Here is a 24,534-nt window from a genome sequence, read left to right as displayed (position 1 = left end):
ACGCCAAACAGGCACGGCATCCGCCGTGCCTGTTTGCTTTTCAGACCTCGCTGCGGTTGTAGCGTACCCGTTGGCTGTAATATGCCAGCGTCTGCTCCAGCGTCTCCAGCGTAACCGGCTTCGACAGGCAATTATCCATGCCCGCCTCGAGGCAGCGCTGTTTCTCTTCCGCCAACGCGTTCGCCGTCACGCCAATCACCGGCGCACTGAATTGCATCTGCCGCAAGGCCTGCGTCAGGCGATAACCGTCCATATTCGGCATATTGACGTCGGTCAGCACAATATCGACGTGATGCTGTTTCAGCACGCCGAGCGCATCGACGCCGTCGTTGGCGGTCACCACCTGATACCCCAGCGACCCCAACTGATCGGACAGCAGGCGACGGTTGATCGGATGATCGTCAACCACCAGCAGATGAATATCGCCGTTGTCCGCCGCACTGGCCTTGGCGGGCACCGGCAGCTGTACCAGCGCCTCTGCCGCGCCGTTGCCGACGCCAAATAACCGGTTGATTAAGGTCAGCGTTTCACGCGGCGTAGAGGTGCTGTGCATCCAATAGCCCGGCCGGGTTTCCTGCGATGGGCCGATATGTTCGGTGGAGAATTGGATCTGAGCCAGCAGCGGCATGTCCAGCATCAGCGGGTAATCGCTGAGCAAGACCTCGCCGGCAGCGGTCTCCTGCCCGTCATAGCGCTTGATATCGGCGCCGTAGCCGCCCAGGATCGCCATCAGGTAGCTTTCCAGGCGCTGATTGCGGATATCCAACCACAGCCGCCGGCCCTGCCAGGTATCGCTGGCCTGCGGGATCGGAAACTGGGCGTTAAACAATGGAATGCGAATGCTGAACAAGCTGCCCAACCCCGGTTCGGATTCGACGTAAACATCGCCGTCCATCAGGTTGACCAATTTTTCGCAGATCGCCAGCCCCAAACCGGTTCCCTGGAAATGGCGCTGCACGCCGGTCCCCACCTGGAAGAACGGATCGAACAGGCGCGAGATCTCCTTCTCCGGGATACCGACGCCGGTATCGCGCACGCTGAATTCCAGGTAGCTGCCGCGGGTGCGGACCTGCAGCACGATACAGCCGGTATCGGTGAACTTGATGGCGTTGTTCACCAGGTTGGAGAGCACCTGCTGCAGCCGCACCGGATCGCCGAAAATGCGCTCCGGCACGTTCTGTTCGATAAAGCAGTACAGCCCCAGACGTTTCTTCACCACCAGCGGCAAATAGTTGCCGGCGATATGGGTAATCACCTCCAGGCAAGAGAACTCGCGCGGTTCGATCTTCAGTTGCTCGGACTCGATTTTGGAGAAATCGAGAATATCGCTGATGATTTTCAGCAGCAGGCCGGAAGAGTTGTTCATCGCGTTGACCAGCCGATCGACCCCTTGCGGCAGCGCCTTGGTTTGCAGCAGATCGAGGTTGCCGATAATGCCGTACAGCGGCGTGCGCAACTCATGGCTGACGGTGGCCAGGAACATCGATTTGGACTGACTGGCCTGCTCCGCCGCCGCCGCCATCTCCTGCAGCGACTCTTCCATCTTCACGCGCGCGCTGACGTCCACCAGTACGCAGATCGCCACCTCTTCGTTACGGTAGCGCGAGTGGACAAAGCTGATCTGCAGGTTGTTATTGTTGCTGGTCATCACATCGACGAAATTCGCCTGCTGTTCGCAAATGATGCGCGTAATGCGATCGCGATCTTCGTGGGTCAACAGGTTGATGTAGTTGTGCGCCAGTTCGTTACTCAGAATATTGGTGCCGTCGCTGATACGCAGGATGCAGATGCCCACCGGCGCCGAGGCGACAATCTTGCGGTTGAACTGCTCGTGTTCTTCCAGACGGAAGGCGTTCTCCTCCGCCGGCAAGAACATCTTGCGCTCAAACAGCCACGCCAGCGTGAACAGCACGATAGCCGATAACAGGTTCAGCAACAGCGCGTTGAGGATCAGCATCTTGAAGCGTTCCACCACGCTTTTCACCGGCAGCGCATAAACGATGCTCAGCGATGAAGGCGGCAGCGCTTTTTTCAGGATCAGATCGCGGTAGTTGTCGACATAACCGAAGTAAGCATGCTCTTCGGGGTAGCTGTTGAGCGCAGCGGCATAGCGATCGCCGTCCGCCAGGCGCAGCACCGGCTCGTTATTCTCATCCAGCAGCGTGACGCCGATCGGCAGGCTGCCGGCGGTGACGAAATCTTCCAGCCGGACGGTTTGCTCGATGCCCAGCAGCGCCTCCAGCTTATTACCGATATAGAGAGGCGTCAGCACATACAGATAACCGATGTCGGGCCGCTGCGCGCTGGGGCTGATCCAATACAGGTTGTTGTCTTTGTCCAGATTCTTGGCGTTGCGGTATTTCAGAATGCGCTCATGCAGGGACTTCAGCACGTTTTCCCGATTGGCGCTCGCGTTGCCGCCGCCGAATTCCGCCATGCACAGGCTGTCGCCGCCGATGAAGAACACCCGGTTAAGATCGTAGGCCGCCACGAAGTTCTCTTTCCAGTACTGGATCAGGCCGCTCAGCGAATCGAGCGAACTGCGGTAGGTGGTGCTCAGCGCGCAGTTGGACTCCGGGTACAGCGGAAAGAATTGCGGCGGGCTGCCTTTGCCGGGAAACACGCCGCTGAACATGTCCAGACTGCTGACCGAACCGTTGAGGCGATTCTCCGCCATATACTTGATGTCGCGGATGATGTCGGCGGAATGGCGGATGTAGCCCTGCGCCTGATCGAAGCTGAGGTTATACTCCTGGCGGATGTCAGATTCTTTCTGATGCAGGATATTCAGAATATAAAAGGTGGTGAGCAGCGCCCCCAACGACCACAGCAAAATCGCCAGCACCCGGAACAAATAGCGGGATATTTTCAGCGTAGTTCGAAAAGAGGCTAAGTATTTCAATCGGATACCATACGAAAGTCAGTGACGGCGCGCGTTGTCGCCGGCGCGGCGGCCGGCGGCTCGGTGCGCCAATTAAACCATATAACTGAAAAAGGGCCTAGCATCGCTGCCAGGCCCTTTTGTCTCAGTGCATTACGGTGTCGGCATGCCGACGCCCTCACCTTGCTTAAACGTTGTCGTCGTCCATCGGCTCAGCCGCGTCGTCGCCATCGTCCAGCGGCGTGGTGTCTTCTTCCACCGCTTCCGCGCCCGGTTCCAGGCTGTCCAGCTCTTCGTCTTCCACCGGTTCGGCCACGCGCTGCAGACCGACGACGTTTTCGTCTTCCGCCGTGCGGATCAGCGTCACGCCCTGGGTGTTACGACCGACCACGCTGACTTCCGAAACGCGGGTACGCACCAGCGTGCCGGCATCGGTGATCATCATGATCTGATCGCTGGTTTCCACCTGCACCGCGCCGACCACCTGGCCGTTACGCTCGCTCACCTTGATGGAGATAACCCCCTGGGTGGCGCGTGACTTGGTCGGATACTCGGTCACCGCGGTGCGTTTACCGAAGCCGTTTTGCGTCACGGTCAGGATGTCACCCTCGCCGCGCGGCACGATCAGTGAGATCACGCTGTCGCCTTCGCCGAGGTTGATGCCGCGCACGCCGGTCGCGGTACGGCCCATCGAACGCACCTGCGTTTCCGGGAAGCGCACCACTTTACCGTTGGCGGAGAACAGCATCACTTCGTTGCTGCCGTCGGTCAGATCGACACCGATCAGCTCGTCGCCCTCGTTGAGGTTGACGGCGATGATGCCGGCGCTGCGCGGACGGCTGAACTCGGTCAGCGCGGTTTTCTTCACGGTACCGCTGGCGGTGGCCATGAACACGTGGCGCCCTTCTTCATACTCGCGCACCGGCAGAATGGCGGTGATACGCTCATCGGCTTCCAGCGGCAGCAGGTTGACGATCGGGCGACCGCGCGCGCCGCGGCTGGCTTCAGGCAGTTGGTACACCTTCATCCAATACAGGCGGCCACGGCTGGAGAAGCACAGGATCGTATCGTGGGTGTTGGCCACCAGCAGGCGATCGATAAAGTCTTCTTCTTTAATACGCGCGGCGGACTTGCCTTTGCCGCCGCGGCGCTGCGCTTCATAGTCGGACAGCGGCTGATACTTCACGTACCCCTGGTGAGACAGGGTCACCACCACGTCTTCCTGGTTGATCAGGTCTTCGATGTTGATGTCGGAAGTATTGGCGGTGATCTCGGTGCGACGGCCGTCGTTGTACAGCTCTTTGACCGCCACCAGCTCTTCGCGGATCACTTCCATCAGGCGCTCTGGGCTTTCCAGAATAAAGATCAGCTCGGCGATAAAGTTGAGCAGTTCTTTATATTCGTCCAGCAGCTTCTCGTGCTCCAGGCCGGTCAGTTTCTGCAGGCGCAGATCCAGAATCGCCTGAGCCTGCTGCTCGGTCAGGTAGTACTTGCCGTCGCGGATACCGAACTCCGGCTCCAGCCACTCAGGGCGGGCGGCATCGTCACCGGCGCGCTCCAGCATGGCGCTGACGTTGCCCAGATCCCACGGCTGCGCCACCAGCGCGACTTTCGCTTCCGCCGGGGTCGGCGCACGGCGAATCAGCTCGATAATCGGGTCGATGTTGGCCAGCGCGATAGCCAGCGCTTCCAGAATATGGGCGCGGTCGCGGGCCTTGCGCAGTTCGAAGATGGTGCGGCGGGTGACCACTTCGCGGCGGTGGCGCACGAAGGCTTCGAGGATGTCTTTCAGGTTCAGCAGCTTAGGCTGCCCCTGATGCAGCGCGACCATGTTGATGCCGAAGGTGACCTGCAGTTGTGTCAGCGCATACAGGTTGTTCAGCACCACTTCGCCGACCGCGTCGCGTTTGACTTCGATCACGATGCGCATGCCGTCTTTATCGGACTCGTCGCGCAGCGCGCTGATGCCTTCCACGCGTTTTTCTTTCACCAGCTCGGCGATCTTTTCGATCAGACGCGCCTTGTTCACCTGATACGGGATCTCGTGAACGATGATGGTTTCGCGCCCGGTCTTGGCGTCGGCTTCCACTTCCGCGCGCGCGCGCAGGTAGACTTTCCCGCGCCCGGTGCGGTAGGCCTCTTCAATGCCGCGGCGGCCGTTGATGATCGCCGCCGTCGGGAAGTCCGGCCCCGGGATGTGTTCCATCAGCCCTTCGATGCTGATGTTTTCATCGTCGATATAGGCCAGGCAGCCGTTGACGACTTCCGCCAGGTTGTGCGGCGGAATATTGGTGGCCATGCCCACAGCGATGCCCGACGAGCCGTTGACCAGCAGGTTCGGGATCTTGGTCGGCATGACGGCCGGGATCTGCTCGGTGCCATCATAGTTAGGCACGAAGTCGACGGTTTCTTTTTCCAGATCCGCCAACAGTTCGTGAGCAATCTTGGACATGCGCACTTCGGTATAACGCATCGCCGCCGCGGAGTCGCCGTCGACGGAACCGAAGTTACCCTGGCCGTCCACCAGCATGTAGCGCAGTGAAAACGGCTGAGCCATACGCACAATAGTGTCGTAAACCGCGCTGTCACCGTGCGGGTGATATTTACCGATCACGTCCCCGACGACACGGGCCGATTTCTTGTATGGTTTATTCCAGTCGTTACCCAATACGCTCATCGCGTACAGAACGCGGCGGTGAACCGGCTTCAGTCCATCACGAACATCTGGCAGCGCACGTCCGACAATAACGGACATCGCATAGTCCAGATACGAGTTTTTCAACTCGTCTTCGATGTTTACCGGTGTGATTTCTCTGGCAAGGTCGCTCATGGAGCTGCTATCCCTCTACTAATGATTCATCTGCCCGCTGCCATAGTGGCAAAGGTGTAAAACTATATCACAAAGCACGCTTTACGGGAAAATAACCGCCGCTGTTTCACGGAAATTGTGCAGATAAGTGCGCTAAAAACGCATCGGCACAGACGATGCCGCGCCGGAACATGTATAATCCGCGCAACGAGAACAAGGAGCCAGACAAGCCCATGAACGCAGAATCATCCAGCCGAGTGCAAAACGTTGACCACCAGGAAATCGCCAAGTTCGAGGCCGTCGCCTCCCGCTGGTGGGATCTGGAAGGCGAGTTCAAACCGCTGCACCGCATCAACCCGCTGCGCCTGAACTACATCATGCAGCGCGCCGGCGGCATTTTTGACAAGCAGGTGCTCGACGTGGGCTGCGGCGGCGGCATTCTGGCGGAGAGCATGGCGCGCGAAGGCGCCAAGGTAACCGGGCTGGACATGGGCGCGGAGCCGCTGCAGGTCGCCCGGCTGCACGCGCTGGAAAGCGGCATGGACGTCACCTATGTGCAGGAGACGGTGGAAAGCCACGCTCAGGCCAACCCGCAGCGCTACGACGTGGTCACCTGCATGGAGATGCTGGAGCACGTGCCCGATCCGGCCTCGGTGGTGCGCGCCTGCGCCCAACTGGTGAAACCGGGCGGCCACGTGTTCTTTTCCACCATCAACCGCAACACCAAAGCCTGGCTAATGGCGGTGATCGGCGCGGAGTACGTGCTGAAGATGGTGCCGCAGGGCACCCACGATCATAAGAAGTTTATTCGCCCTTCCGAACTGATCGGCTGGGTCGACGGCACGCCGCTGCGCGAAAAGCACATGATCGGCCTGCATTACAACCCGATCACCGATCATTTCAAGCTTGGGCGCAACGTTGACGTGAACTACATGGTGCACACCCAGCACGAAGGCTGACCGCTGTAAACCGCGCCGGCCCTGCGTTATCGGGGTTCGGCGCCAACGCGCTGTTAGGAAAAATACCTAATTTCCGCGACTTCGATCAAAATCGTGGTTGTAGACAGTTTTTTAGAATATTAAATCAGATCAATATGCCGTTTTTTTCTAACGTTTAATAAAGCGCCAAACGATCGGTTTTTTCAGTTTTTCAGTAAAATCTGATCTCGCTTATTGACAAGCTTGTCGCGCCAGTCACGGCGCGCACTGCGAACGGCAAGTTACATTTCACCCCCAAGTTATCCACAAATTAGGCCGGTTTTGTTCACTTGCAAACGCCGTTTTTTCTCACTATCTTGTTACCTCACCGACATACAACCCCTATATATAGTGTTTACATACTGAGCAGAGCGACTACACTTCTGCTTAGGGGCACCATACGGACAGGTAAAACACCACATGAACCAAAGTCTGCTTGTAACTAAACGCGATGGCCGTAAAGAGCGCATCAACCTCGACAAAATCCACCGGGTCATCGATTGGGCCGCAGAAGGATTGCACAACGTCTCGGTTTCTCAAGTAGAGTTGCGTTCCCACATTCAGTTTTATGACGGCATCAAAACCGCCGATATTCACGAAACCATCATCAAAGCCGCTGCCGATCTGATCTCCCGCGATGCGCCGGACTATCAGTACCTGGCCGCTCGCCTGGCGATCTTCCACCTGCGCAAAAAGGCTTACGGCCAATTCGAGCCGCCGAAGCTGCACGCTCACGTGATGCGCATGGTCGAGATGGGCAAATACGATAAACATCTGCTGGAAGACTACAGCGCTGAAGAGTTCGAGCAGATGGACTCCTTTATCGATCACTGGCGCGACATGAACTTCTCTTATGCCGCCGTCAAGCAGCTGGAAGGCAAGTATCTGGTGCAGAACCGCGTCAGCGGCGAGATTTACGAAAGCGCCCAGTTCCTGTACATGTTGGTGTCCGCTTGCCTGTTCTCCAACTACCCGCGTGAAACTCGTCTGGACTACGTCAAACGTTTCTACGACGCGATTTCCACCTTCAAGATTTCGCTGCCAACGCCGATCATGTCCGGCGTGCGCACCCCAACCCGTCAGTTCAGCTCCTGCGTGCTGATCGAGTGCGGCGACAGCCTGGACTCCATCAACGCCACCTCCAGCGCCATTGTGAAATACGTTTCGCAACGCGCCGGTATCGGCATCAACGCCGGCCGCATCCGCGCGCTGGGCAGCCCGATCCGTGGCGGGGAAGCTTTCCATACCGGTTGCATTCCGTTCTACAAACATTTCCAGACCGCCGTCAAATCATGCTCGCAGGGCGGCGTGCGCGGTGGCGCGGCAACGCTGTTCTACCCGATGTGGCACCTGGAAGTGGAAAGCCTGCTGGTGCTGAAAAACAACCGCGGCGTTGAAGGTAACCGCGTGCGTCACATGGACTACGGCGTGCAGCTGAACCGCCTGATGTACCAGCGTCTGATCAAGGGCGAAGACATCACCCTGTTCAGCCCGTCCGACGTGCCGGGGCTGTATGACGCATTCTTCGCCGATCAGGACGAATTCGAGCGCCTGTACACCCAGTACGAAAAAGACGACAGCATTCGCCAGAAGCGCGTGAAAGCGGTTGAGCTGTTCTCGCTGATGATGCAAGAGCGCGCCTCTACCGGCCGCATCTACATCCAGAACGTCGACCACTGCAACACCCACAGCCCGTTCGATCCGCAGATCGCGCCGGTGCGTCAGTCCAACCTGTGCCTGGAAATCGCCCTGCCGACCAAGCCGCTGGAAGACGTCAACGACGAGAACGGCGAAATTGCGCTGTGCACCCTGTCCGCCTTCAACCTGGGCGCGATCGACAGCCTGGACGATCTGGAAGAGCTGGCGACCCTGGCGGTGCGTTCACTCGACGCCCTGCTGGATTATCAGGATTATCCGATCAAGGCCGCGCACCGTGGCGCGATGGGGCGTCGCACCCTGGGCATTGGCGTGATCAACTTCGCCTATTACCTGGCGAAGAACGGCGTGCGCTACTCCGATGGCAGCGCCAACAACCTGACCCACAAAACGTTCGAAGCCATTCAGTACTACCTGCTGAAAGCCTCCAACCGCCTGGCTCAGGAACAAGGCGCTTGCCCGTGGTTCAAAGAAACCACCTATTCGCAGGGTATCCTGCCGATCGACACCTACAAGAAAGACCTGGATGCGATCTGCAACGAACCGCTGCACTACGACTGGGAAACCCTGCGTAAAGAGATCCAGGAAACCGGTCTGCGCAACTCGACGCTGTCCGCCCTGATGCCGTCGGAAACCTCTTCGCAGATTTCCAACGCCACCAACGGCATCGAGCCGCCGCGCGGCCACATCAGCATCAAGGCGTCGAAAGACGGCATCCTGCGCCAGGTGGTGCCGGAGTATGAGCGTCTGAAAGACAACTACGAGCTGCTGTGGGAAATGCCGAGCAACGACGGCTATCTGCAGCTGGTGGGGCTGATGCAGAAATTCATCGACCAGTCGATTTCGGCCAACACCAACTACGATCCGACCCGCTTCCCGGGCGGCAAGGTGCCGATGAAGCAGCTGTTGAAAGACCTGCTCACCACCTACAAGTTCGGCGTGAAAACGCTGTACTACCAAAACACCCGCGACGGCGCGGAAGACGCCCAGGAAGATTTGCAGCCTGCCAAGGCCGGCGATGACGACTGCGAAAGCGGCGCCTGCAAGATCTAAAGTTTGACCTAGCGGGCCGGAATTTTCCGGCCCCTTCATTTAGCCACGTTACGATGGATTCAGGCTTATGGCTTACACCACTTTTTCTCAGACCAAAAACGACCAGCTGCAAGAGCCGATGTTCTTCGGCCAATCGGTAAACGTTGCGCGTTTCGACCAGCAAAAGCATGAAATCTTCGAAAAACTGATCGAAAAACAGCTCTCCTTCTTCTGGCGCCCGGAAGAGGTTGACGTCTCTCGCGATCGCATCGATTATCAGGCGCTGCCGGAGCACGAGAAGCACATCTTCATCAGCAACCTGAAGTATCAGACCCTGCTGGACTCCATTCAGGGCCGCAGCCCGAACGTCGCCCTGCTGCCGCTGATCTCGATCCCTGAACTGGAAACCTGGGTGGAAACCTGGTCGTTCTCCGAGACCATCCACTCCCGTTCCTACACCCACATCATCCGCAACATCGTCAACGATCCGGCGCTGGTGTTCGACGACATCGTCACCAACGAAGAGATCAAGAAGCGCGCGAAAGACATTTCCGGCTACTACGACGATCTGATCGAGATGACCAGCTACTATCACCTGCTGGGTGAAGGCACCCACCAGGTGAACGGTAAAACCGTCACCGTCAATCTGCGTGCGCTGAAGAAGCAGCTGTACCTGTGCCTGATGAGCGTGAACGCGCTGGAAGCGATCCGCTTCTACGTCAGCTTTGCCTGCTCCTTCGCGTTCGCCGAGCGCGAATTGATGGAAGGCAACGCCAAGATCATCAAGCTGATCGCCCGCGACGAAGCGCTGCACCTGACCGGCACCCAGCACATGCTGAACCTGATGCGTTCCGGTGCGGACGATCCTGAAATGGCGGAGATCGCCGAGGAGTGCCAGCAAGAGTGCTACGATCTGTTCGTGCTGGCCGCTCAGCAGGAGAAAGAGTGGGCGGAATACCTGTTCCGCGACGGCTCGATGATTGGCCTGAACAAAGACATCCTGTGCCAGTATGTGGAATACATCACCAATATCCGCATGCAGGCGGTCGGCCTCGGTCTGCCGTTCGAAACCCGCTCCAACCCGATCCCGTGGATCAACGCCTGGTTGGTGTCCGACAACGTGCAGGTAGCGCCGCAGGAAGTGGAAGTGAGCTCTTACCTGGTTGGCCAGATCGACTCGGAGATCAACGCCGACGACCTGAGCGACTTCGAACTGTAAGCGATGGCGACGCCAACCGTAACGCTGCGCGCCGCCGGCACGCAGCTCTCTTGCCCCAACAGTGAAAACTGCCTGCTCGACGTGCTGGAACTGCACGACGTGCAGGTGGAGTACCAATGCCGCTCCGGCTATTGCGGCGCCTGCCGCCTGAAGCTGGTGAAAGGCGAAGTGGCCTACCGCCAACAGCCGCTGGCGTTTATCAACGCCGGCGAGATCCTGCCCTGCTGCTGCATGCCGCTGACGGATATCGAGCTGGAAATGTAAAGTCGGGTGCCGGAAACCGCGCCTGGAGACCAGAAGGCGGGGTTGCCCCCGCCCTAGGATTACCGCTTCACCTCACACGCCAACCTGATCAGGATAGTGATATTTTCCTGGTAGATTTTCAGCTCGCACAGCGAGTCTCTTATCATCCAGATAAATAACAAAACTGTAATACATACAACGGTTAGCGAGTGAAACACATGCCTTAAGCGCATGCTTGCCTCCTTGCTGTGAAGGGGCTACCATACCGGTGTCTAGGCGGTATGTGCAGCCCCATTCTGATTGAGAGTCAGTCTGGGGCTTTCATCTATCCGCCTTGTCACACAATGCCCAAGACGAACAGTCTCAAGCACCCGTCAAGAGAGTAACAGCATTCCCTCACCGCGAATATACCCTATAAGATTATGATTAATCAGGGATATATAACTATCCTCAAAGTATTTCGCTTAGCGCTCCTTTCCCGCTGATGCGGCAAAATAACGCGCCGGGGAATCGCCGAAGGCTTTGCGAAACATGGCGATAAAGTTACTCGGCGAGGCATACCCTAGCGCTTCCGCGATCTGCAGCACCGTTTCGCCTTCGGCCAACTTCGCCAATGCATATGACAACCGGGCCTGCTGACGCCACTGGGCAAAACTCAACCCCGTCTCGCCGATCATCAGCCGCCGCAGAGTACGCGGCGACATCGCCCCCCATTCAGCCCACGCCTCCAGTGAACGTTCGCTCCCCGGTTGCGCCAGCAAGGCCTGCAGAACGCCGGCCAGGCGCGGATGGGACGACATCGGTAAATACAGCGGCTCCGTCGGCGCCAGCCGTATCTCGTCACGCATCACCTGCGCCATACGCTCCTGCTCCAGGGTAAGCGCGCTGCGTTTGTCCCAACCTTGCGCACGCTGAGCCAGCGCCTGCAGCACGGCGCTGATGCCGATAACGCAAGGTGTATTCGACAGATCGTGGCAGGCCTCCGGCGCCAGCAGTAAACTCCAGCCGCTCAGCGCGCCGCAAACCTGTACCTGGTGCTGCGTCGCCGGCGGGATCCAACCCGCCCGCTGCGGCGGCAGCACCCAATCGCCCTGCGCCGTGCTTACATGCAGCAAACCGCTTTCAACGCACAGCAACTGCCCGCGCACATGCTGATGCCAGTCGTATTCTCGCGTGCCCAACCGATACTCCCGGCCTGCCGCATCGCGGCCGCCAAGCGCGATAAGCCAAGGGCCCGCCGACCATTCGCTGCAGTCAGCGTCGAGGGCATGAAGGTTTGCATCCATATTGGCCACTAATCACTATTTTTAGTCCAGATACCGTTATACCAACCTTTTCCTGCGCCGACATAATGAAATGCTTCCGGCCGCGACCGTCTGTGGCCACTGTTTCACGAGGGAACATGATGACAACACTCAGCATTGGCATTATCGGCGCAGGGCCCGGCGGCCTGTGTCTGGCTCAGGGACTGCGCCGCTTCGGCATCCACGCCACGGTATTTGAACGCGACGCCACACCGCAGGCGCGCGATCAGGGCTACCGGCTGCGCATCGATCCGTCGGGCCAGCAGGCGCTGACCGCCTGCCTGCCGCCGGCGCACTACCGGTTGCTCTGCGCCGGCAGCGCGCAAAACAGCGGCGAGAGCAATCTATGGGATCCGCAGCTTGCCCCGCTCACCGACCGGCGCCCCGAACACTGGTTGCCCTCCAGCCAGCGACAAACGCAAGAACCGAGCGGCGATCTCGGCATTCATCGCCAAACGCTGCGCGAGATCCTGCTTGCCGGCCTGCAAGACCAGGTGCGCTTCGGCCATACCTTGCGTGAATTTGCACAAACGCCGCAGGGTGTGGAACTGCAGTTCGCCAACGGCGAGCAAGTGCGGGTCGATGTGCTGATCGCCGCCGACGGCGTCAACTCGCTGGTGCGGCGGCGCTGCCTGCCCGAGGCGGGGCCCGAAGACAGCGGCGCGGTCACCCTTTACGGTAAAACGCCGCTCGATGCGGCGACCCGGGCCCAATTGCCCCCCGAGCTGCTGAACGGCGTATCGGTGATCTTCGCCGACGGCGCGTCGCTGGTGCTTGAACCGATGCGCTTTCAGGCCCCCATGGCGCAGCTGGCGGCCGACTACGCACCCGATTGCCGCCTCTCACCGGTCGACGACTATCTCTATTGGGCCTGTATCGGATCGGCTGGGCGTCTCGGCGGGCCGGTGCGAACTGAAGGAACCGCTGCGCTGCAGGCGCGCGTACGGCATATCTCGCAGGGATGGGCGCCCGCCTTGCAAACGGCGTTAGCGCTGGCGGATCCCCCGTCGCTCAGCGTGCGGACGGTGCAGGTTACGGCGGCGATGCCAGAATGGCACAGCGAACGCATCGCCTTTCTCGGCGACGCCGTGCACGCCATGAGCCCGGCGGGTGGGCTCGGCGCCAACACCGCGCTGGTAGACGCCGCCAGCCTGGCGGCGCATCTGACGCACTCAGACAGCGCCGCGCAGGCGCTCAGGAACTACGGTAGAGAGCTGCAAACGCGAGGCGCCGCGGCAATACGTCTTTCACGCCTGGCGTCCGAACGGCTGATGCAGCGCGATGAAGCCGACAAGACGGGAGACTCAGCAACGCCAATACCCGTCACTCGATAATTTCCACCACCTCCAGCCAGGCGTTTTTACCGCACGCCTGGCCCCCATTCAGCCAGCGGCGCAGCATATCCAACGCCAGCATCGCGACCGACTCCTGCCGCAGCCGCAGGCCGTGGCGCGACGCGCGATAACGCACGGTCTGGCCAATGCCGCCGCGCGGCGTGTGCAGCGCAATGCTCACCTGCTCATCGCGCATGGCGCTGACCGCCAACGCCAACGGCGCACCGGTCAATTCTGCCAGCGAGCGGGCGCGCGCCAGCGTCGTTTCCAGCGTTTCGATGCAGTGCGCCGGCAGCAGCTCGCCACCCGCCAGCGGCGCCCCTTCGCTCTGCAGCTGCAGATTGATCAAACCGCCGCTGAACTGCTCGCTCAACGCCAGCTTCAGCCCTTGCTGATTCAGACGCTGCGTCAGCGTCGCCGGCAACCCGTCGGTGCCTTCAAAGATGCAGTTGTCCCCCGCTACCTCGCGCACGCGTCGCCAGGCCAGCTCCATCTCCGCGCGCCGGCTTTCCGGCCCGGTCAGCTTCAGCTCAATGATCGGGCTGGACGAGCGGTAACCCAGCACCACGTCCGGCGGCAGCGGCAGGCTGTCCAGCTCGGCGGCCAGATCGCTCTCGGAGGTGCCGAAGGTCGTCAGGCGCAGGCACAGCGGCGGCGCCGGCAAGGTGAAGCGCTGGCGCAGACGCGGCACGATCTGCTGTTCGACCATCACTTTGAATTCCGACGGCACGCCGGGGGTGAAGAACATCAGGCATTGGTTCAGCTGCAGCGCGAACCCGCAGGCGGTGCCTACCGGGTTATCCAGCATTTCCGCGTTGGCCGGGATCTGCGCCTGCTTGCGGTTGGAAGGGGCCATCGGCCGCCCGCGCTCGGCGAAATAGGCTTCCATGCGCGCCAACCAGTCAGCCCGTTCGACCAGCTCTACGCCGCTGGCTTTCGCGGCGGCCAGCGCGCTGAGATCGTCGCTGGTCGGCCCCAGGCCGCCGTTGACGATCAACACATCGGCGATGTGGCTGCGTTCCTGCAGGATCTCGATCAACGCAGAGAGGCTGTCCCCGACCGTTTCACGCCCGCTCATCGGCACCCCCTGCAGGAACAGGTAGTCCGCCAGCCAGGCGGCGTTGGTATCGATAATTTGCCCGTGCAGCACCTCATCGCCGGTGCTGAGCATCTCCACCCTTAACATTGATCTCTCCCACATTTTTTGGTCATTCCACTATAGAAGCCCGTAAATAACTTTTCACTAGCCGCCTGCGGATAATTTCAGCCATGGGTTCGTTTCTCATGTGCCATGCCGGTCGCCACTATGTAAATATTTATGTACATCATGCGTAACGTCGGTTTGACACAAATTAGGGCTTCCACTATCCTGCCATCCTCATAAATCGTTACCTATAATTTTCAAAATCTTTCGACTGGTAGAGAAAAAACGTGAAGAATCGCACTCTTGGCAGTGTTTTTATCGTGGCGGGCACCACCATTGGCGCCGGGATGCTGGCGATGCCGCTGGCGGCGGCCGGCGTCGGCTTCGGCGTCACGCTGGCCTTACTGGTCGGGCTGTGGCTGTTGATGTGTTACACCGCGCTGCTGCTGGTAGAGGTTTACCAGCATGAGCAGGCGGATACCGGTCTGGGTACCCTCGCCAAACGTTATCTCGGCGGCGGCGGCCAGTGGCTGACCAGCTTCAGCATGATGTTCCTGATGTACGCCCTCACCGCCGCCTACATTAGCGGCGCCGGCGAACTGCTCGCCACCAGCATCAGCCAATGGACATCGCAGGACTTCCCGGTGTCGCTCGGCGTTCTGTTGTTCACCCTGGTAGCCGGCGGCGTGGTGTGCATCGGCACCCACTCGGTCGACTTGTTCAACCGTATCCTGTTCAGCGCCAAAGTGGTATTTCTGGTGGTGATGCTCGGCCTGATGTTGCCGAATATCCACCAAACCAACCTGATGACGTTGCCGCTGGAGCAAGGCCTGGCGCTGTCGGCCATTCCGGTGATCTTCACCTCCTTCGGCTTCCACGGCAGCGTGCCGAGCATCGTCAACTACATGGGCGGCAACATTCGCAAACTGCGCTGGGTGTTTATCATCGGCAGCGCCATCCCGCTGATGGCCTATATCTTCTGGCAGCTGGCGACGCTGGGCAGCATCAGCTCCGACACCTTCGTCGGCATTCTGGCGCAGCAGGCCGGGCTGAACGGCCTGTTGCAGGCGGTGCGCGACGCGGTGGCTTCGCCGCACGTTGAACTGGCGGTGCACCTGTTCGCCGATCTGGCGCTGGCGACCTCGTTCCTCGGCGTGGCGCTCGGGCTGTTCGATTTCCTGGCCGACCTGTTCAAGCGGCAAGATAACGTGCGCGGCCGCCTGCAAACCGGCGCCATCACCTTCCTGCCGCCGCTGGCCTTCGCGCTGTTCTACCCGCGCGGTTTCGTGCTGGCGCTGGGATTCGCCGCCATCGCCCTGTCGGTACTGGCGCTGCTGCTGCCTTCGCTGCTGGTGTGGAAAACCCGCCAAAAGCATCAGGCGCAGTATCGCGTCTGGGGCGGCACCCCTGCGCTGGCGCTGGTGTTTGTCTGTGGGGTAACGGTGATCGCCATCCAACTGGGCATCGCCAGCGGCATGCTGCCGGCGGTCGGGTAAGCGACGAAAGACAAGAAATGATAAAGAGAAAGGGGCCGCAATGGCCCCTTTTTGCTGAGCGTCAGAAGCTCAGCCCTACGCCGACATAAGGGCCATCGGCCAGGGTGTTGTCGCGACGCCCGTCTTTGCCTTCCATCTGCATGTAACGGTAGCCCACGTCCACGCTCAGCGGACGGAACTTCCAGCGCAGGCCGCCGCTGGCTTCGTTATAGGCCTTCACGCCGCTGGTGAAAGACTCAGGGGCAAAGTAACCTTCGCCGTGCAGGCTGAAGTAACGGTTAATCTCCCACTCCAGGCCGCCGCCCAGCGCCACCGCCCCGCCGCTCTTCCCGTCTTTCGGGCTGAGGTACAGCGCTTTGGCGCCCACGGTCGCCGTCAACGGCCCCAGCGGCACGCCGAAGTTCAACCCCACGCTGCCGACGTTGCCGTCGTGGTCGCTGCGCGCCCAGTTGCCGGTCAGGCCCAGACCTGAAGAGCCGGTGCTCATGCCAACGCCCAGGTTGGTGTAGTGCTGCCCGGCTTCGCCCGACACGCTGATGGCGTTCGCCGCGCCGGTCACCAACAGCAATCCTGCCGCGCACGCGACCCAAGTCTTTTTCATCATCTTTCCCTCTGGTTTGTCATCCGTATCGAATGTTCGAATCAACGCATAATAATAACGTCACGAGTCTATACCAAAGCGCAATGCGTATTTAAGGGATAAAAGCGAAAAAATTCTTCAATAATCAAATAAATGTAAATATTTGCAAACAATAATCTATATTCGTCAAGGCGATGCCAACGATAACCGAGACCTATTTGCCGTCGCTCGGCAATAGGGCTACAACTAGTAGTGGCTTTGACCAAGGTCAGGGGAAGAAGCCCCGCCAAAGGACTATGCTGATGAACGCTTAAACCGCCCGAGTCTTTACTTAAATGCACTACGATAAGGAGCAAGTGATGAGCAAGAAAGGACTGACCACCGCAGCCGGCGCCCCGGTTGTCGATAACAATAACGTGATCACCGCAGGCAAACGCGGCCCGATGCTGTTGCAGGACGTGTGGTTCCTGGAAAAACTGGCCCACTTCGACCGTGAAGTCATCCCCGAGCGCCGCATGCATGCCAAGGGATCCGGCGCCTACGGTACCTTTACCGTCACCCACGACATCACCCGCTACACCCGCGCCAAGATCTTCTCCGAAATCGGTAAGCAGACCGACATGTTTATCCGCTTCTCCACCGTCGCCGGTGAACGCGGCGCCGCCGACGCCGAACGCGACATTCGCGGCTTCGCCATGAAGTTCTATACCGAAGAAGGCAACTGGGATCTGGTGGGTAACGATACGCCGGTGTTCTATCTGCGCGATCCGCTGAAATTCCCCGATCTCAACCACGTGGTGAAACGCGATCCGCATACCAACCTGCGCAACCCGGTCTACAAGTGGGACTTCTTCTCCCACCTGCCGGAATCACTGCACCAGTTGACCATCGACTTCAGCGATCGCGGTATTCCGAAGTCCTACCGCCACATGCACGGCTTCGGCAGCCACACCTTCAGCTTTATCAATGCCGCCAACGAACGTTTCTGGGTGAAATTCCACTTCCGCTGCGAACAAGGCATTGAAAACCTGATGGATGAAGAGGCAGAAGCGATCATCGCCAAGGATCGCGAAAGCTCACAGCGCGATCTATTCGAGGCGATCAAACGCGGCGACTTCCCGCGCTGGAAGCTGCAAATTCAGATCATGCCGGAACACGAGGCCTCGCAGACGCCCTATAACCCATTCGATCTGACCAAGGTGTGGCCGCACGGCGACTACCCGCTGATCGACGTCGGTTATTTCGAGCTGAACCGCAATCCCGACAACTACTTCTCCGAGGTCGAGCAGGTGGCGATGAACCCCGCCAACGTGGTGCCGGGCATCAGTTTCTCGCCGGATAAAATGCTGCAGGGCCGTCTGTTCTCCTATGGCGATGCGCACCGCTACCGTCTGGGCGTCAACCACCACCAGATCCCGGTGAACGGCGCCAAATGCCCATTCCACAACTACCATCGCGACGGCGCGATGCGCGTGGACGGCAACAGCGGCAATGGCGCCACCTACGAACCAAACAGCTTCGGCCTGTTCCAGGAGCAGCCGGACTTCAGCGAACCACCGCTGAGCATTGAGGGCGCGGCCGACCACTGGAACCATCGTGAAGACGACGATTACTACAGCCAGCCGCGCGCGCTGTTCAACCTGCTGAGCGCCGAAGAGCACCAGCGCATGTTCACCCGCATCGCCGGCGAACTGTCGCAGGTGCCGGAACAGATCCAGCGCCGTCAGGTCGAGCTGTTCACCAAGGTGCACCCGGACTACGGCGCCGGCGTCGCCAAGGCGTTGGGGCTGAAATAACCCCCCTGCAGCCATCCACTCAGCCGCCCTTTCAGGCGGCTTTTTTATGCCTGGGAGAAACGCTGTGCCACCCACTGCTGCAATTGGCGGCGCGAAATCTTGATGCCGCCGTTTTTCAGCTCGTCAGGCAGCGGAAGCAATGCCGTCGGGCGTTGGAAATTGGCCAGCTTATCCTGCGACCAGGCGAGCAGCGCCCCCAACGACAGCGCCGGATCGCCGTCGATCACCGCCACCGGCCGCTGGCCGAACTCAGCGTCCGCCATCGGCACCACAAACGCCTGCGTGATCTGCGGGTGCGCCGCCAGCACACGTTCGATATCCTCGGGCTGCACCCCTTCGCCGCCGCTGAAAAACAGGTTGTCCAGCCGGCCGAGAATGCGCAGTTCCCCCTCCGCCATCACGCCGCGATCGCGGGTCGCGAACCAGCCCTGCTCATCGGCCAACGGCTGCAGATGCCCATGACGCCAGTAGCCGAGCGCCAGGCTGTCGGCGCGGATCCAGACCTCTTCGTCCACCAGTTTTACTTCGCGGCCGCCGAGCGGCAGGCCGACGCCTGGCCGCGCATCGGCGCGCTTGGCGCACACCGTGGAGGCCAGTTCGGTCAGCCCGTAGCCGCACCAGCAGCGGATCCCCGCCGCCTCCGCCCGTTCGGTCAGCTCCACCGGGATCATCGCGCCGCCGAGCAGCACCGCTTTCAACGTCATGCCCGTCAGCGGTTGCGCCAACAGCCGCCAGAGCTGCGTCGGCACCAGCGAAGCATGCGTGCATCCTGCCAATGCCTCCGCCAGCGGGTGCGTCTCGCGCACCGCCAGCCGCGCGCCCGCCGCCAACCAGCGCCAGACGATGCCCTGGCCGGAGACGTGAAACAGCGGCAGTGACAGCAGCCAGCAATCCTCGCGTTGAAAATCCATCAGCTGCAACACCCCGGCGGCGCTGGCCAGATGATTGGCGTAGCTGTGCGCCGCCGCCTTCGGCATGCCGCTGGAACCGGAGGTCAACGTCAGCGTCGCCAGACGCTGCGCCTCCCACGTCGGCAGGTCTGGCCAACGCGGCTCGGTCGAGGGCGGGGTCAATCGAATCACCTCTTCCGGCAGCGCCGGCAACGAGTCCGGGCCGAAGACAAAGGTCATATCCAATTCCGGCAACAGCTGCGCCAGCAGCGGCGTCGGCAAGGCGGGATTGAGCGGCAACAGGCGTGCGCCGCACTGCAGCAGCGCCAGATAGGCCAACAGCAACGGATAGCTGTTTTTACCGCACAGCGCCACACCGCAGCCCGGTTCTACGCCCTGGTGCTGAAAATCCGCCGCCAGTTCATCTACCTGGCTTTGCAACGCCAGCCAGCTCAGCGGCCGTTCGCCGAGCAACAGCGCCGTCGCCTGCGGCTGAGTGCGCGCCCAGTGTCGCCACGGCCAATCGTTCAACGGCGCCATAGGCACTCCAGCGCCGAAACATCCAGCAGCGGCAACGCACTGCCCGGCCACGGGCGCAGCACCTGCGCCTGCATCAACCCCAGCGTGTCCAGCCCCGGCACGGTGTCCGGCGTCAACCAATGGGCGATGCGCGCCAGTTGGGTCAACCCCAGGCTGGATTCGAGGCTGGAACTGATCACCGCCGTCAGGCCCGCCGCGTGCGCCTGCGCCACCAGCGTCTGGCAACGCGCCAGGCTGCCGACCAGCGTCGGTTTGATCACGATGGCCGCCACGCCCGGCTCGGCCTGCACCACAAAATCCGCCTCCCGCACGCTCTCATCCCAGGCGATGGCGATACCGGTCGCCCGGGCGAAGTCGCGCGATTCATTACGGGTCTTGCAGGGCTCTTCCAGGAAGGAGATGCGATCGCGCCACGCTGGGTTAACGTACCTGGCGAAGCCGTCGGCCTTGGCGCGGGTCCAGCTGCGGTTGGCGTCCAGCCGCAGCCGCAGATCCGGCAGCGCCTCCAGCAGCACGTTGACGATCATGCCGTCGCGCACCGCCTCATACAGTCCTACTTTCACCTTGGCGACTTTCTCGCCCGGCAAAGCGCTCAATGTCTCGAACAGCTCGTCCGGATCGCCAGTACACAGCGGCGCCTTGCGGAAATCCGCCTGCGTCGGCAAACGCTGCTCCAGCTCGGCCTGCGCACAGCTGAGCCCAAAGGCCACCGAGGGCAGCTCGCTGTCATCCGGTTCGTTGCCCGCCAGCCACGCCTGCAGCCAGTCCAATGCGGCTCGTTCGGCCTGCGCCGGCGTTTCCCGGCTGAACTCCGGCAGCGGCGCGATCTCGCCCCAGCCTTCACGATCGCCCTGACACAGCTGCACCACCCATCCGTCACGCGTTTTCAACCGCTGATTGCGCAGCACCACGCCCGCCTCCATCGGCAGGCTGTAACGGTATAGCGCCGCGCTGCGGTTTGCCCCGCTCATTACGGGTTACGCTTGAATTTGCTGAAATCCGGCTGGCGCTTCTCGTTGAACGCGTTGCGCCCTTCCTGCCCTTCGTCGGTCATGTAGAACAGCATGGTGGCGTTGCCCGCCAGCTCCTGCAAACCGGCCTGGCCGTCGCAGTCGGCATTCAGCGCCGCCTTCAGGCAGCGCAGCGCCATCGGGCTGTTCTGCAGCATTTCGCGGCACCAGCGCACCGTCTCTTTTTCCAGATCGGCCAGCGGCACCACGGTATTGACCAGCCCCATGTCCAGCGCGGCGGCGGCGTCATACTGGCGGCACAGGAACCAGATTTCGCGCGCCTTCTTCTGACCGACGATGCGCGCCATGTAAGACGCCCCCCAGCCGCCGTCGAACGAGCCCACTTTCGGGCCGGTCTGGCCGAAGATGGCGTTATCCGCCGCGATGGTCAGATCGCACATCATGTGCAACACGTGGCCGCCGCCGATCGAATAGCCGGCCACCATCGCCACCACCGGTTTCGGGCAGGTGCGGATCTGGCGCTGGAAGTCCAGCACGTTGAGGTGGTGTACGCCGCTGTCGTCGCGATAGCCGCCGTAGTCGCCGCGCACTTTCTGATCGCCGCCGGAGCAGAAGGCCTTATCGCCGGCGCCGGTCAGAATAATGACGCCGATGCCGTCGTCGTAACGGGCGTTGGCCAGCGCGTCGATCATCTCTTTGACCGTTTGCGGACGAAACGCGTTGCGCACCTGCGGCCGGTTGATGGTGATTTTGGCGATGCCGTCGGCGGACTTGTGATACAGAATGTCTTCGAAATCGCCGGTGCAATCCTGCCAGGCGATGGCGGCATACAGCTGTTCTTCATTCGGATAAAGCATGTTCGGTTCCTTTAACCAGGGTTAACGAGAAAGGTCTGCAGCTCGGCGACGAACTCCTGCGGATTGGCCAGATGCGCGTTGTGGCCGGCCTGCGGCACGATGCGCAACGGCAACCCGGCGTCGCGCGCCAGCCGTTGAAATTTGGGGTCGTTCTCACCGCACAGCACCCGCAGCGGCACGGTCAGTTGGCGCAGCTGCGGCGCCAGATAGGGCTGTCGCCCGAGCGACGTGGCTTCGAGCATGTCGGCGATCGCCGGGCCGCTGTTGACCGAGCGCGCGGCGATCAGCGCCTGGCGGTGCACGTGGCTAAGCTCTTTGAACACCGGTTGCTGATACCAGTCCGCCAGGACTTCGGCAATCGGCTCACTGCGAAAACGCGCCGCCCATCGCGCATCCTGCTCGCAACGGTCACGGCGCAGTTGTTCGTCCTCAAGCCCCGGATTGCCGCCCTCGACCAGCACGCCTTGCAGACCGTCGTGGCGTCCGTGGCAAGCGTGATACATGGCGATGCGCCCACCAAGCGAGTAGCCCACCAGCCAATAACGCTCGATATTGCGCAGTTGCAGGGTCGCGGCGATTTGCGCGCTGATGTCGTCGAAGCCGCGGCAGCTCACCGCCACGGAATCGCCGTGGCCGGGCAGATCTATGGCCAACGACGGCCATTCCGGGCAGCGCGCGGCGATCACCCGCCATTCATTGTTGTTGCCGAGCAGGCCATGCAACCATATCAGCCAGGGGCGGCCCGCTTCGCCCTGTTGCAAAATTCGCGTCGCCAGCATCATTGCACCGCCATCTGTTGCACCAGGTATTGCAGGCTTTCGGCCCCTGCGCTCGGCGGCACCTGCAGCTCTATCAACGTGGCGCCGCCGCGCCGCCAGCCTTGCTCAACCGCCTGTTGCAACTGGCTCCAGTTTTCCGGCCGCGCATAGTCAAGCTGGAACATCGCCGCCGCGTGGCTGAACTCAACGTTCTGCGGCATGCAGTAAAAGCGCTGACGCTCCTCTTCCGGCGTCGGCAGCAGCGAGAAAATTTGGCCGCCGTTGTTATTGACGATGATCAGCACCGTCGGCGCCGAACAGTGGCGCAGCAGCGCCAGCGCATTGAGGTCATACAGGGCGGAAAGGTCGCCCACCACCGCCAACGTCGGCCTGGCGGTGGCGCGCTGTACGCCGGCGGCGGTGGAAATCAGACCGTCGATGCCGCTGGCGCCGCGGTTGCTGAATACCGGGTAAGCGGCAGGCAGCATCGTTAACGCGTCGATCAGTCGCACCACCAGGCTGTTGCCGAGAAACAGCTGGCCGTTCTCCGGCAGCAGTTCCGGCAGGCGGTGCGCCAGCTGCGCTTCGCCAAAGTTATCGTGCAGATGCGTGGACGCCGCCGTCAACGCTTTATCCGCCAGCGCTGCCAGCCCGGCGGCCCACGGCGCGCGCGGTTGCGCGGGATGCTGCGCCAACCACTGCGCCACGCCGGCGCGCAGGCGCCGCCCCCGGTGTTGGGCCGGATCGAGCCGCCCCGGCAGCTCGTCGATAATCCAATATTCTTCCGGCTGACACTGCGCCTGCCATTGCAGCAGGCGTTTGCCGGTCAGGCTGCCGCCGAACTGCACCACCAGCTGCGCATCTTGCAGTACGCGCTGCGCCTGCGGATGCGCGAGCCACAAATCGGCGCAGGGCAGCGGTTGCCCGGTCTGCGACAGCACATCGCCGATCAGCGGCCAGCCCAGCGTTTCGGCCCAGTCGGCCACCTGCGCGCCCTCTTCCGCACTCATGCGCCCGGCCAGCACCACGCCGCGCTTTTGCCGCCAGGAGAACCAGTCCGGCTGCGGCGACGGCGCCGCACGCGTCTCGCTTTCCTGCAGCCACGGACGATCGCTCTGCCACCAGTCGCCCAGCGCGGCGGACCAATCGGCATAGTGACGCTCATCGCCGCCGTACAGCGGTTCGGCGAACGGGCAGTTGATATGCAAAGCGCCATGCTGCAGGCGCGCCATTGCGCTGTCGACGCTGGAGGCCAGCCACGCGGCCGGAATATCCGGCGTCGGACGCGGCAGATCGATCGCCAACGTCGGGTGGCTGCTGTAGAGACCGTTTTGACGGATCGCCTGATTGGCGCCGCAGTCGATCAGTTCCGGCGGCCGATCGGCGGTGAGAAACACCAGCCGTTCACCGGTCAGGCCGGCTTCGATCAACGCGGGATAAAGGTTCGCCGCCGCGGTGCCGGACGTAACGATCACCGCCACCGGCTCACGCGCCGCCTTCGCCAGCCCGAGCGCCAAATGGCCGAGCCCGCGCTCATCAAAATGGGTATGGCAGATAAACGATCGGTTGGCCGCGGCGGCCAGCGTCAGCGGCGTGGAGCGCGATCCCGGAGCGATACAAACATGCCGCACCCCATGGCGGGCCAGCGCCTCGAGCAGCACAGCCGCCCACCGGCGATTAAAAACACTTGTCGACATAGTTCGCTCACAAGTCAGTTAGCAGAGATCGTCCCCGGCGCAGCCGACGGACGCCGCGCCTGTAGTTACGTTCTGTATTATATGAGGTGTTATTTTCACGGCTTTTGCGCCAGCGCAAGAACGCCGTATATCCCTGGGTGTTTACACCAGATAATTGTTTGATTTAGAACAAAAAACAAACAATTAAAACACAAACACTTTACACTTGCGACGACACCGGCTCAATCCGTCCATACAAAAACAAGGGAGATAAAGGCGCTCCAACGGCGGCCAGCGGGAAGTATAGGCGGGATAAGGGAAAGCGATCGGGGAAACGGCGGGATGAACGACACAGTCTGCAGAAAAGCACG

18 protein-coding genes are annotated in these 24,534 nt (G+C 61.0%); 7 read left to right on the top strand and 11 right to left on the bottom strand.

What is annotated here, in order from left to right; all coding sequences use genetic code 11:
• Positions 1 to 40: 40 nt before the first annotated feature.
• On the bottom strand, positions 41 to 2,902 hold the full coding sequence (rcsC, locus tag ACMGF7_RS15340) for a two-component system sensor histidine kinase RcsC (protein ID WP_197763355.1): 2,862 nt from the start codon (positions 2,900 to 2,902) through the stop codon (positions 41 to 43).
• Between the two features lie 166 nt (positions 2,903 to 3,068).
• Positions 3,069 to 5,711: a DNA topoisomerase (ATP-hydrolyzing) subunit A gene (gyrA, locus tag ACMGF7_RS15335; protein ID WP_004935906.1), complete on the bottom strand. Its 2,643-nt coding sequence runs from the start codon at positions 5,709 to 5,711 to the stop codon at positions 3,069 to 3,071.
• Between the two features lie 212 nt (positions 5,712 to 5,923).
• On the opposite strand from gyrA, the gene ubiG reads away from it, so the two are divergent.
• From ubiG to yfaE, 4 genes are all read left to right on the top strand, one after another.
• Positions 5,924 to 6,649 (top strand): bifunctional 2-polyprenyl-6-hydroxyphenol methylase/3-demethylubiquinol 3-O-methyltransferase UbiG, encoded by a 726-nt coding sequence (gene ubiG / locus ACMGF7_RS15330; RefSeq protein WP_004935909.1) that lies wholly within the window; start codon positions 5,924 to 5,926, stop codon positions 6,647 to 6,649.
• A 438-nt stretch (positions 6,650 to 7,087) separates the two neighbouring features.
• Positions 7,088 to 9,376, top strand: coding sequence for a class 1a ribonucleoside-diphosphate reductase subunit alpha (gene nrdA, locus ACMGF7_RS15325; RefSeq protein WP_273890061.1), 2,289 nt, complete (start codon positions 7,088 to 7,090; stop codon positions 9,374 to 9,376).
• Between the two features lie 67 nt (positions 9,377 to 9,443).
• Complete coding sequence (nrdB, locus tag ACMGF7_RS15320) at positions 9,444 to 10,574, top strand: class Ia ribonucleoside-diphosphate reductase subunit beta (RefSeq protein ID WP_004935915.1); 1,131 nt, start codon at positions 9,444 to 9,446, stop codon at positions 10,572 to 10,574.
• Positions 10,575 to 10,577: 3 nt separating this feature from the next.
• Positions 10,578 to 10,838 carry a class I ribonucleotide reductase maintenance protein YfaE gene (gene yfaE / locus ACMGF7_RS15315; protein WP_015378558.1) on the top strand — a complete coding sequence of 87 codons (261 nt, stop codon included), beginning with the start codon at positions 10,578 to 10,580 and terminating at the stop codon, positions 10,836 to 10,838.
• A gap of 59 nt (positions 10,839 to 10,897) precedes the next feature.
• Here yfaE and ACMGF7_RS15310 read toward each other — a convergent pair whose 3' ends face one another.
• Both ACMGF7_RS15310 and ACMGF7_RS15305 read right to left on the bottom strand, forming a co-directional pair.
• Positions 10,898 to 11,050, bottom strand: a complete 153-nt coding sequence (locus ACMGF7_RS15310) for a Hok/Gef family protein (RefSeq protein WP_004935921.1) — start codon at positions 11,048 to 11,050, stop codon at positions 10,898 to 10,900.
• Positions 11,051 to 11,281: 231 nt separating this feature from the next.
• Positions 11,282 to 12,103 carry an AraC family transcriptional regulator gene (locus ACMGF7_RS15305; RefSeq protein ID WP_420286501.1) on the bottom strand — a complete coding sequence of 274 codons (822 nt, stop codon included), beginning with the start codon at positions 12,101 to 12,103 and terminating at the stop codon, positions 11,282 to 11,284.
• A gap of 116 nt (positions 12,104 to 12,219) precedes the next feature.
• On the opposite strand from ACMGF7_RS15305, the gene ACMGF7_RS15300 reads away from it, so the two are divergent.
• Positions 12,220 to 13,455, top strand: coding sequence for an FAD-dependent oxidoreductase (locus tag ACMGF7_RS15300; protein WP_420286500.1), 1,236 nt, complete (start codon positions 12,220 to 12,222; stop codon positions 13,453 to 13,455).
• Here the strand turns inward: ACMGF7_RS15300 and ACMGF7_RS15295 are convergent.
• Entirely contained in the window at positions 13,445 to 14,641 is a 1,197-nt protein-coding gene (locus ACMGF7_RS15295) for a nicotinamide mononucleotide deamidase-related protein YfaY (protein WP_049241815.1), read from the bottom strand. The two genes, ACMGF7_RS15300 and ACMGF7_RS15295, sit on opposite strands and share 11 nt — an antisense overlap.
• A 245-nt stretch (positions 14,642 to 14,886) precedes the next feature.
• Here ACMGF7_RS15295 and tyrP point away from each other — a divergent pair, with 245 nt between their 5' ends.
• Positions 14,887 to 16,095, top strand: coding sequence for a tyrosine transporter TyrP (gene tyrP / locus ACMGF7_RS15290; RefSeq protein ID WP_015378562.1), 1,209 nt, complete (start codon positions 14,887 to 14,889; stop codon positions 16,093 to 16,095).
• 61 nt (positions 16,096 to 16,156) lie between these two features.
• Here the strand turns inward: tyrP and ACMGF7_RS15285 are convergent, their stop codons facing one another.
• Complete coding sequence (locus ACMGF7_RS15285) at positions 16,157 to 16,696, bottom strand: YfaZ family outer membrane protein (RefSeq protein ID WP_004935943.1); 540 nt, start codon at positions 16,694 to 16,696, stop codon at positions 16,157 to 16,159.
• Positions 16,697 to 17,034: 338 nt separating this feature from the next.
• On the opposite strand from ACMGF7_RS15285, the gene katA reads away from it, so the two are divergent.
• On the top strand, positions 17,035 to 18,471 hold the full coding sequence (gene katA, locus ACMGF7_RS15280; RefSeq protein ID WP_015378563.1) for a catalase KatA: 1,437 nt from the start codon (positions 17,035 to 17,037) through the stop codon (positions 18,469 to 18,471).
• 44 nt (positions 18,472 to 18,515) lie between these two features.
• On the opposite strand, the gene menE is transcribed toward katA, so the two are convergent.
• From menE to menD, 5 genes are read right to left on the bottom strand one after another with little or no spacing between them, the layout of a single operon-like run.
• Complete coding sequence (gene menE, locus ACMGF7_RS15275) at positions 18,516 to 19,901, bottom strand: o-succinylbenzoate--CoA ligase (protein WP_049241816.1); 1,386 nt, start codon at positions 19,899 to 19,901, stop codon at positions 18,516 to 18,518.
• A complete protein-coding gene (gene menC, locus ACMGF7_RS15270; protein WP_274865146.1) occupies positions 19,889 to 20,872 on the bottom strand; it encodes an o-succinylbenzoate synthase in 984 nt (327 codons plus the stop codon). Before menC ends, menE begins: the two co-directional genes overlap by 13 nt.
• Positions 20,872 to 21,729 carry a 1,4-dihydroxy-2-naphthoyl-CoA synthase gene (menB, locus tag ACMGF7_RS15265; RefSeq protein WP_033635308.1) on the bottom strand — a complete coding sequence of 286 codons (858 nt, stop codon included), beginning with the start codon at positions 21,727 to 21,729 and terminating at the stop codon, positions 20,872 to 20,874. The genes menC and menB overlap by 1 nt, the downstream gene beginning before the upstream one ends.
• An 11-nt stretch (positions 21,730 to 21,740) precedes the next feature.
• The gene (gene menH / locus ACMGF7_RS15260; RefSeq protein ID WP_076740587.1) at positions 21,741 to 22,511 is read right to left on the bottom strand and encodes a 2-succinyl-6-hydroxy-2,4-cyclohexadiene-1-carboxylate synthase; all 771 of its coding nucleotides are present in this window, start codon (positions 22,509 to 22,511) and stop codon (positions 21,741 to 21,743) included.
• Positions 22,508 to 24,184 (bottom strand): 2-succinyl-5-enolpyruvyl-6-hydroxy-3-cyclohexene-1-carboxylic-acid synthase, encoded by a 1,677-nt coding sequence (gene menD / locus ACMGF7_RS15255; protein WP_049241819.1) that lies wholly within the window; start codon positions 24,182 to 24,184, stop codon positions 22,508 to 22,510. Before menD ends, menH begins: the two co-directional genes overlap by 4 nt.
• Between the last annotated feature and the right edge of the window lie 350 nt (positions 24,185 to 24,534).

The sequence above is a fragment of the Serratia sp. BNK-17 genome, from assembly GCF_048684935.1.
Classification (GTDB): domain Bacteria; phylum Pseudomonadota; class Gammaproteobacteria; order Enterobacterales; family Enterobacteriaceae; genus Serratia; species Serratia nematodiphila.
Note: the sequence above shows the minus strand (reverse complement) of the source record. Positions and strands in the feature narration are given on the sequence as shown.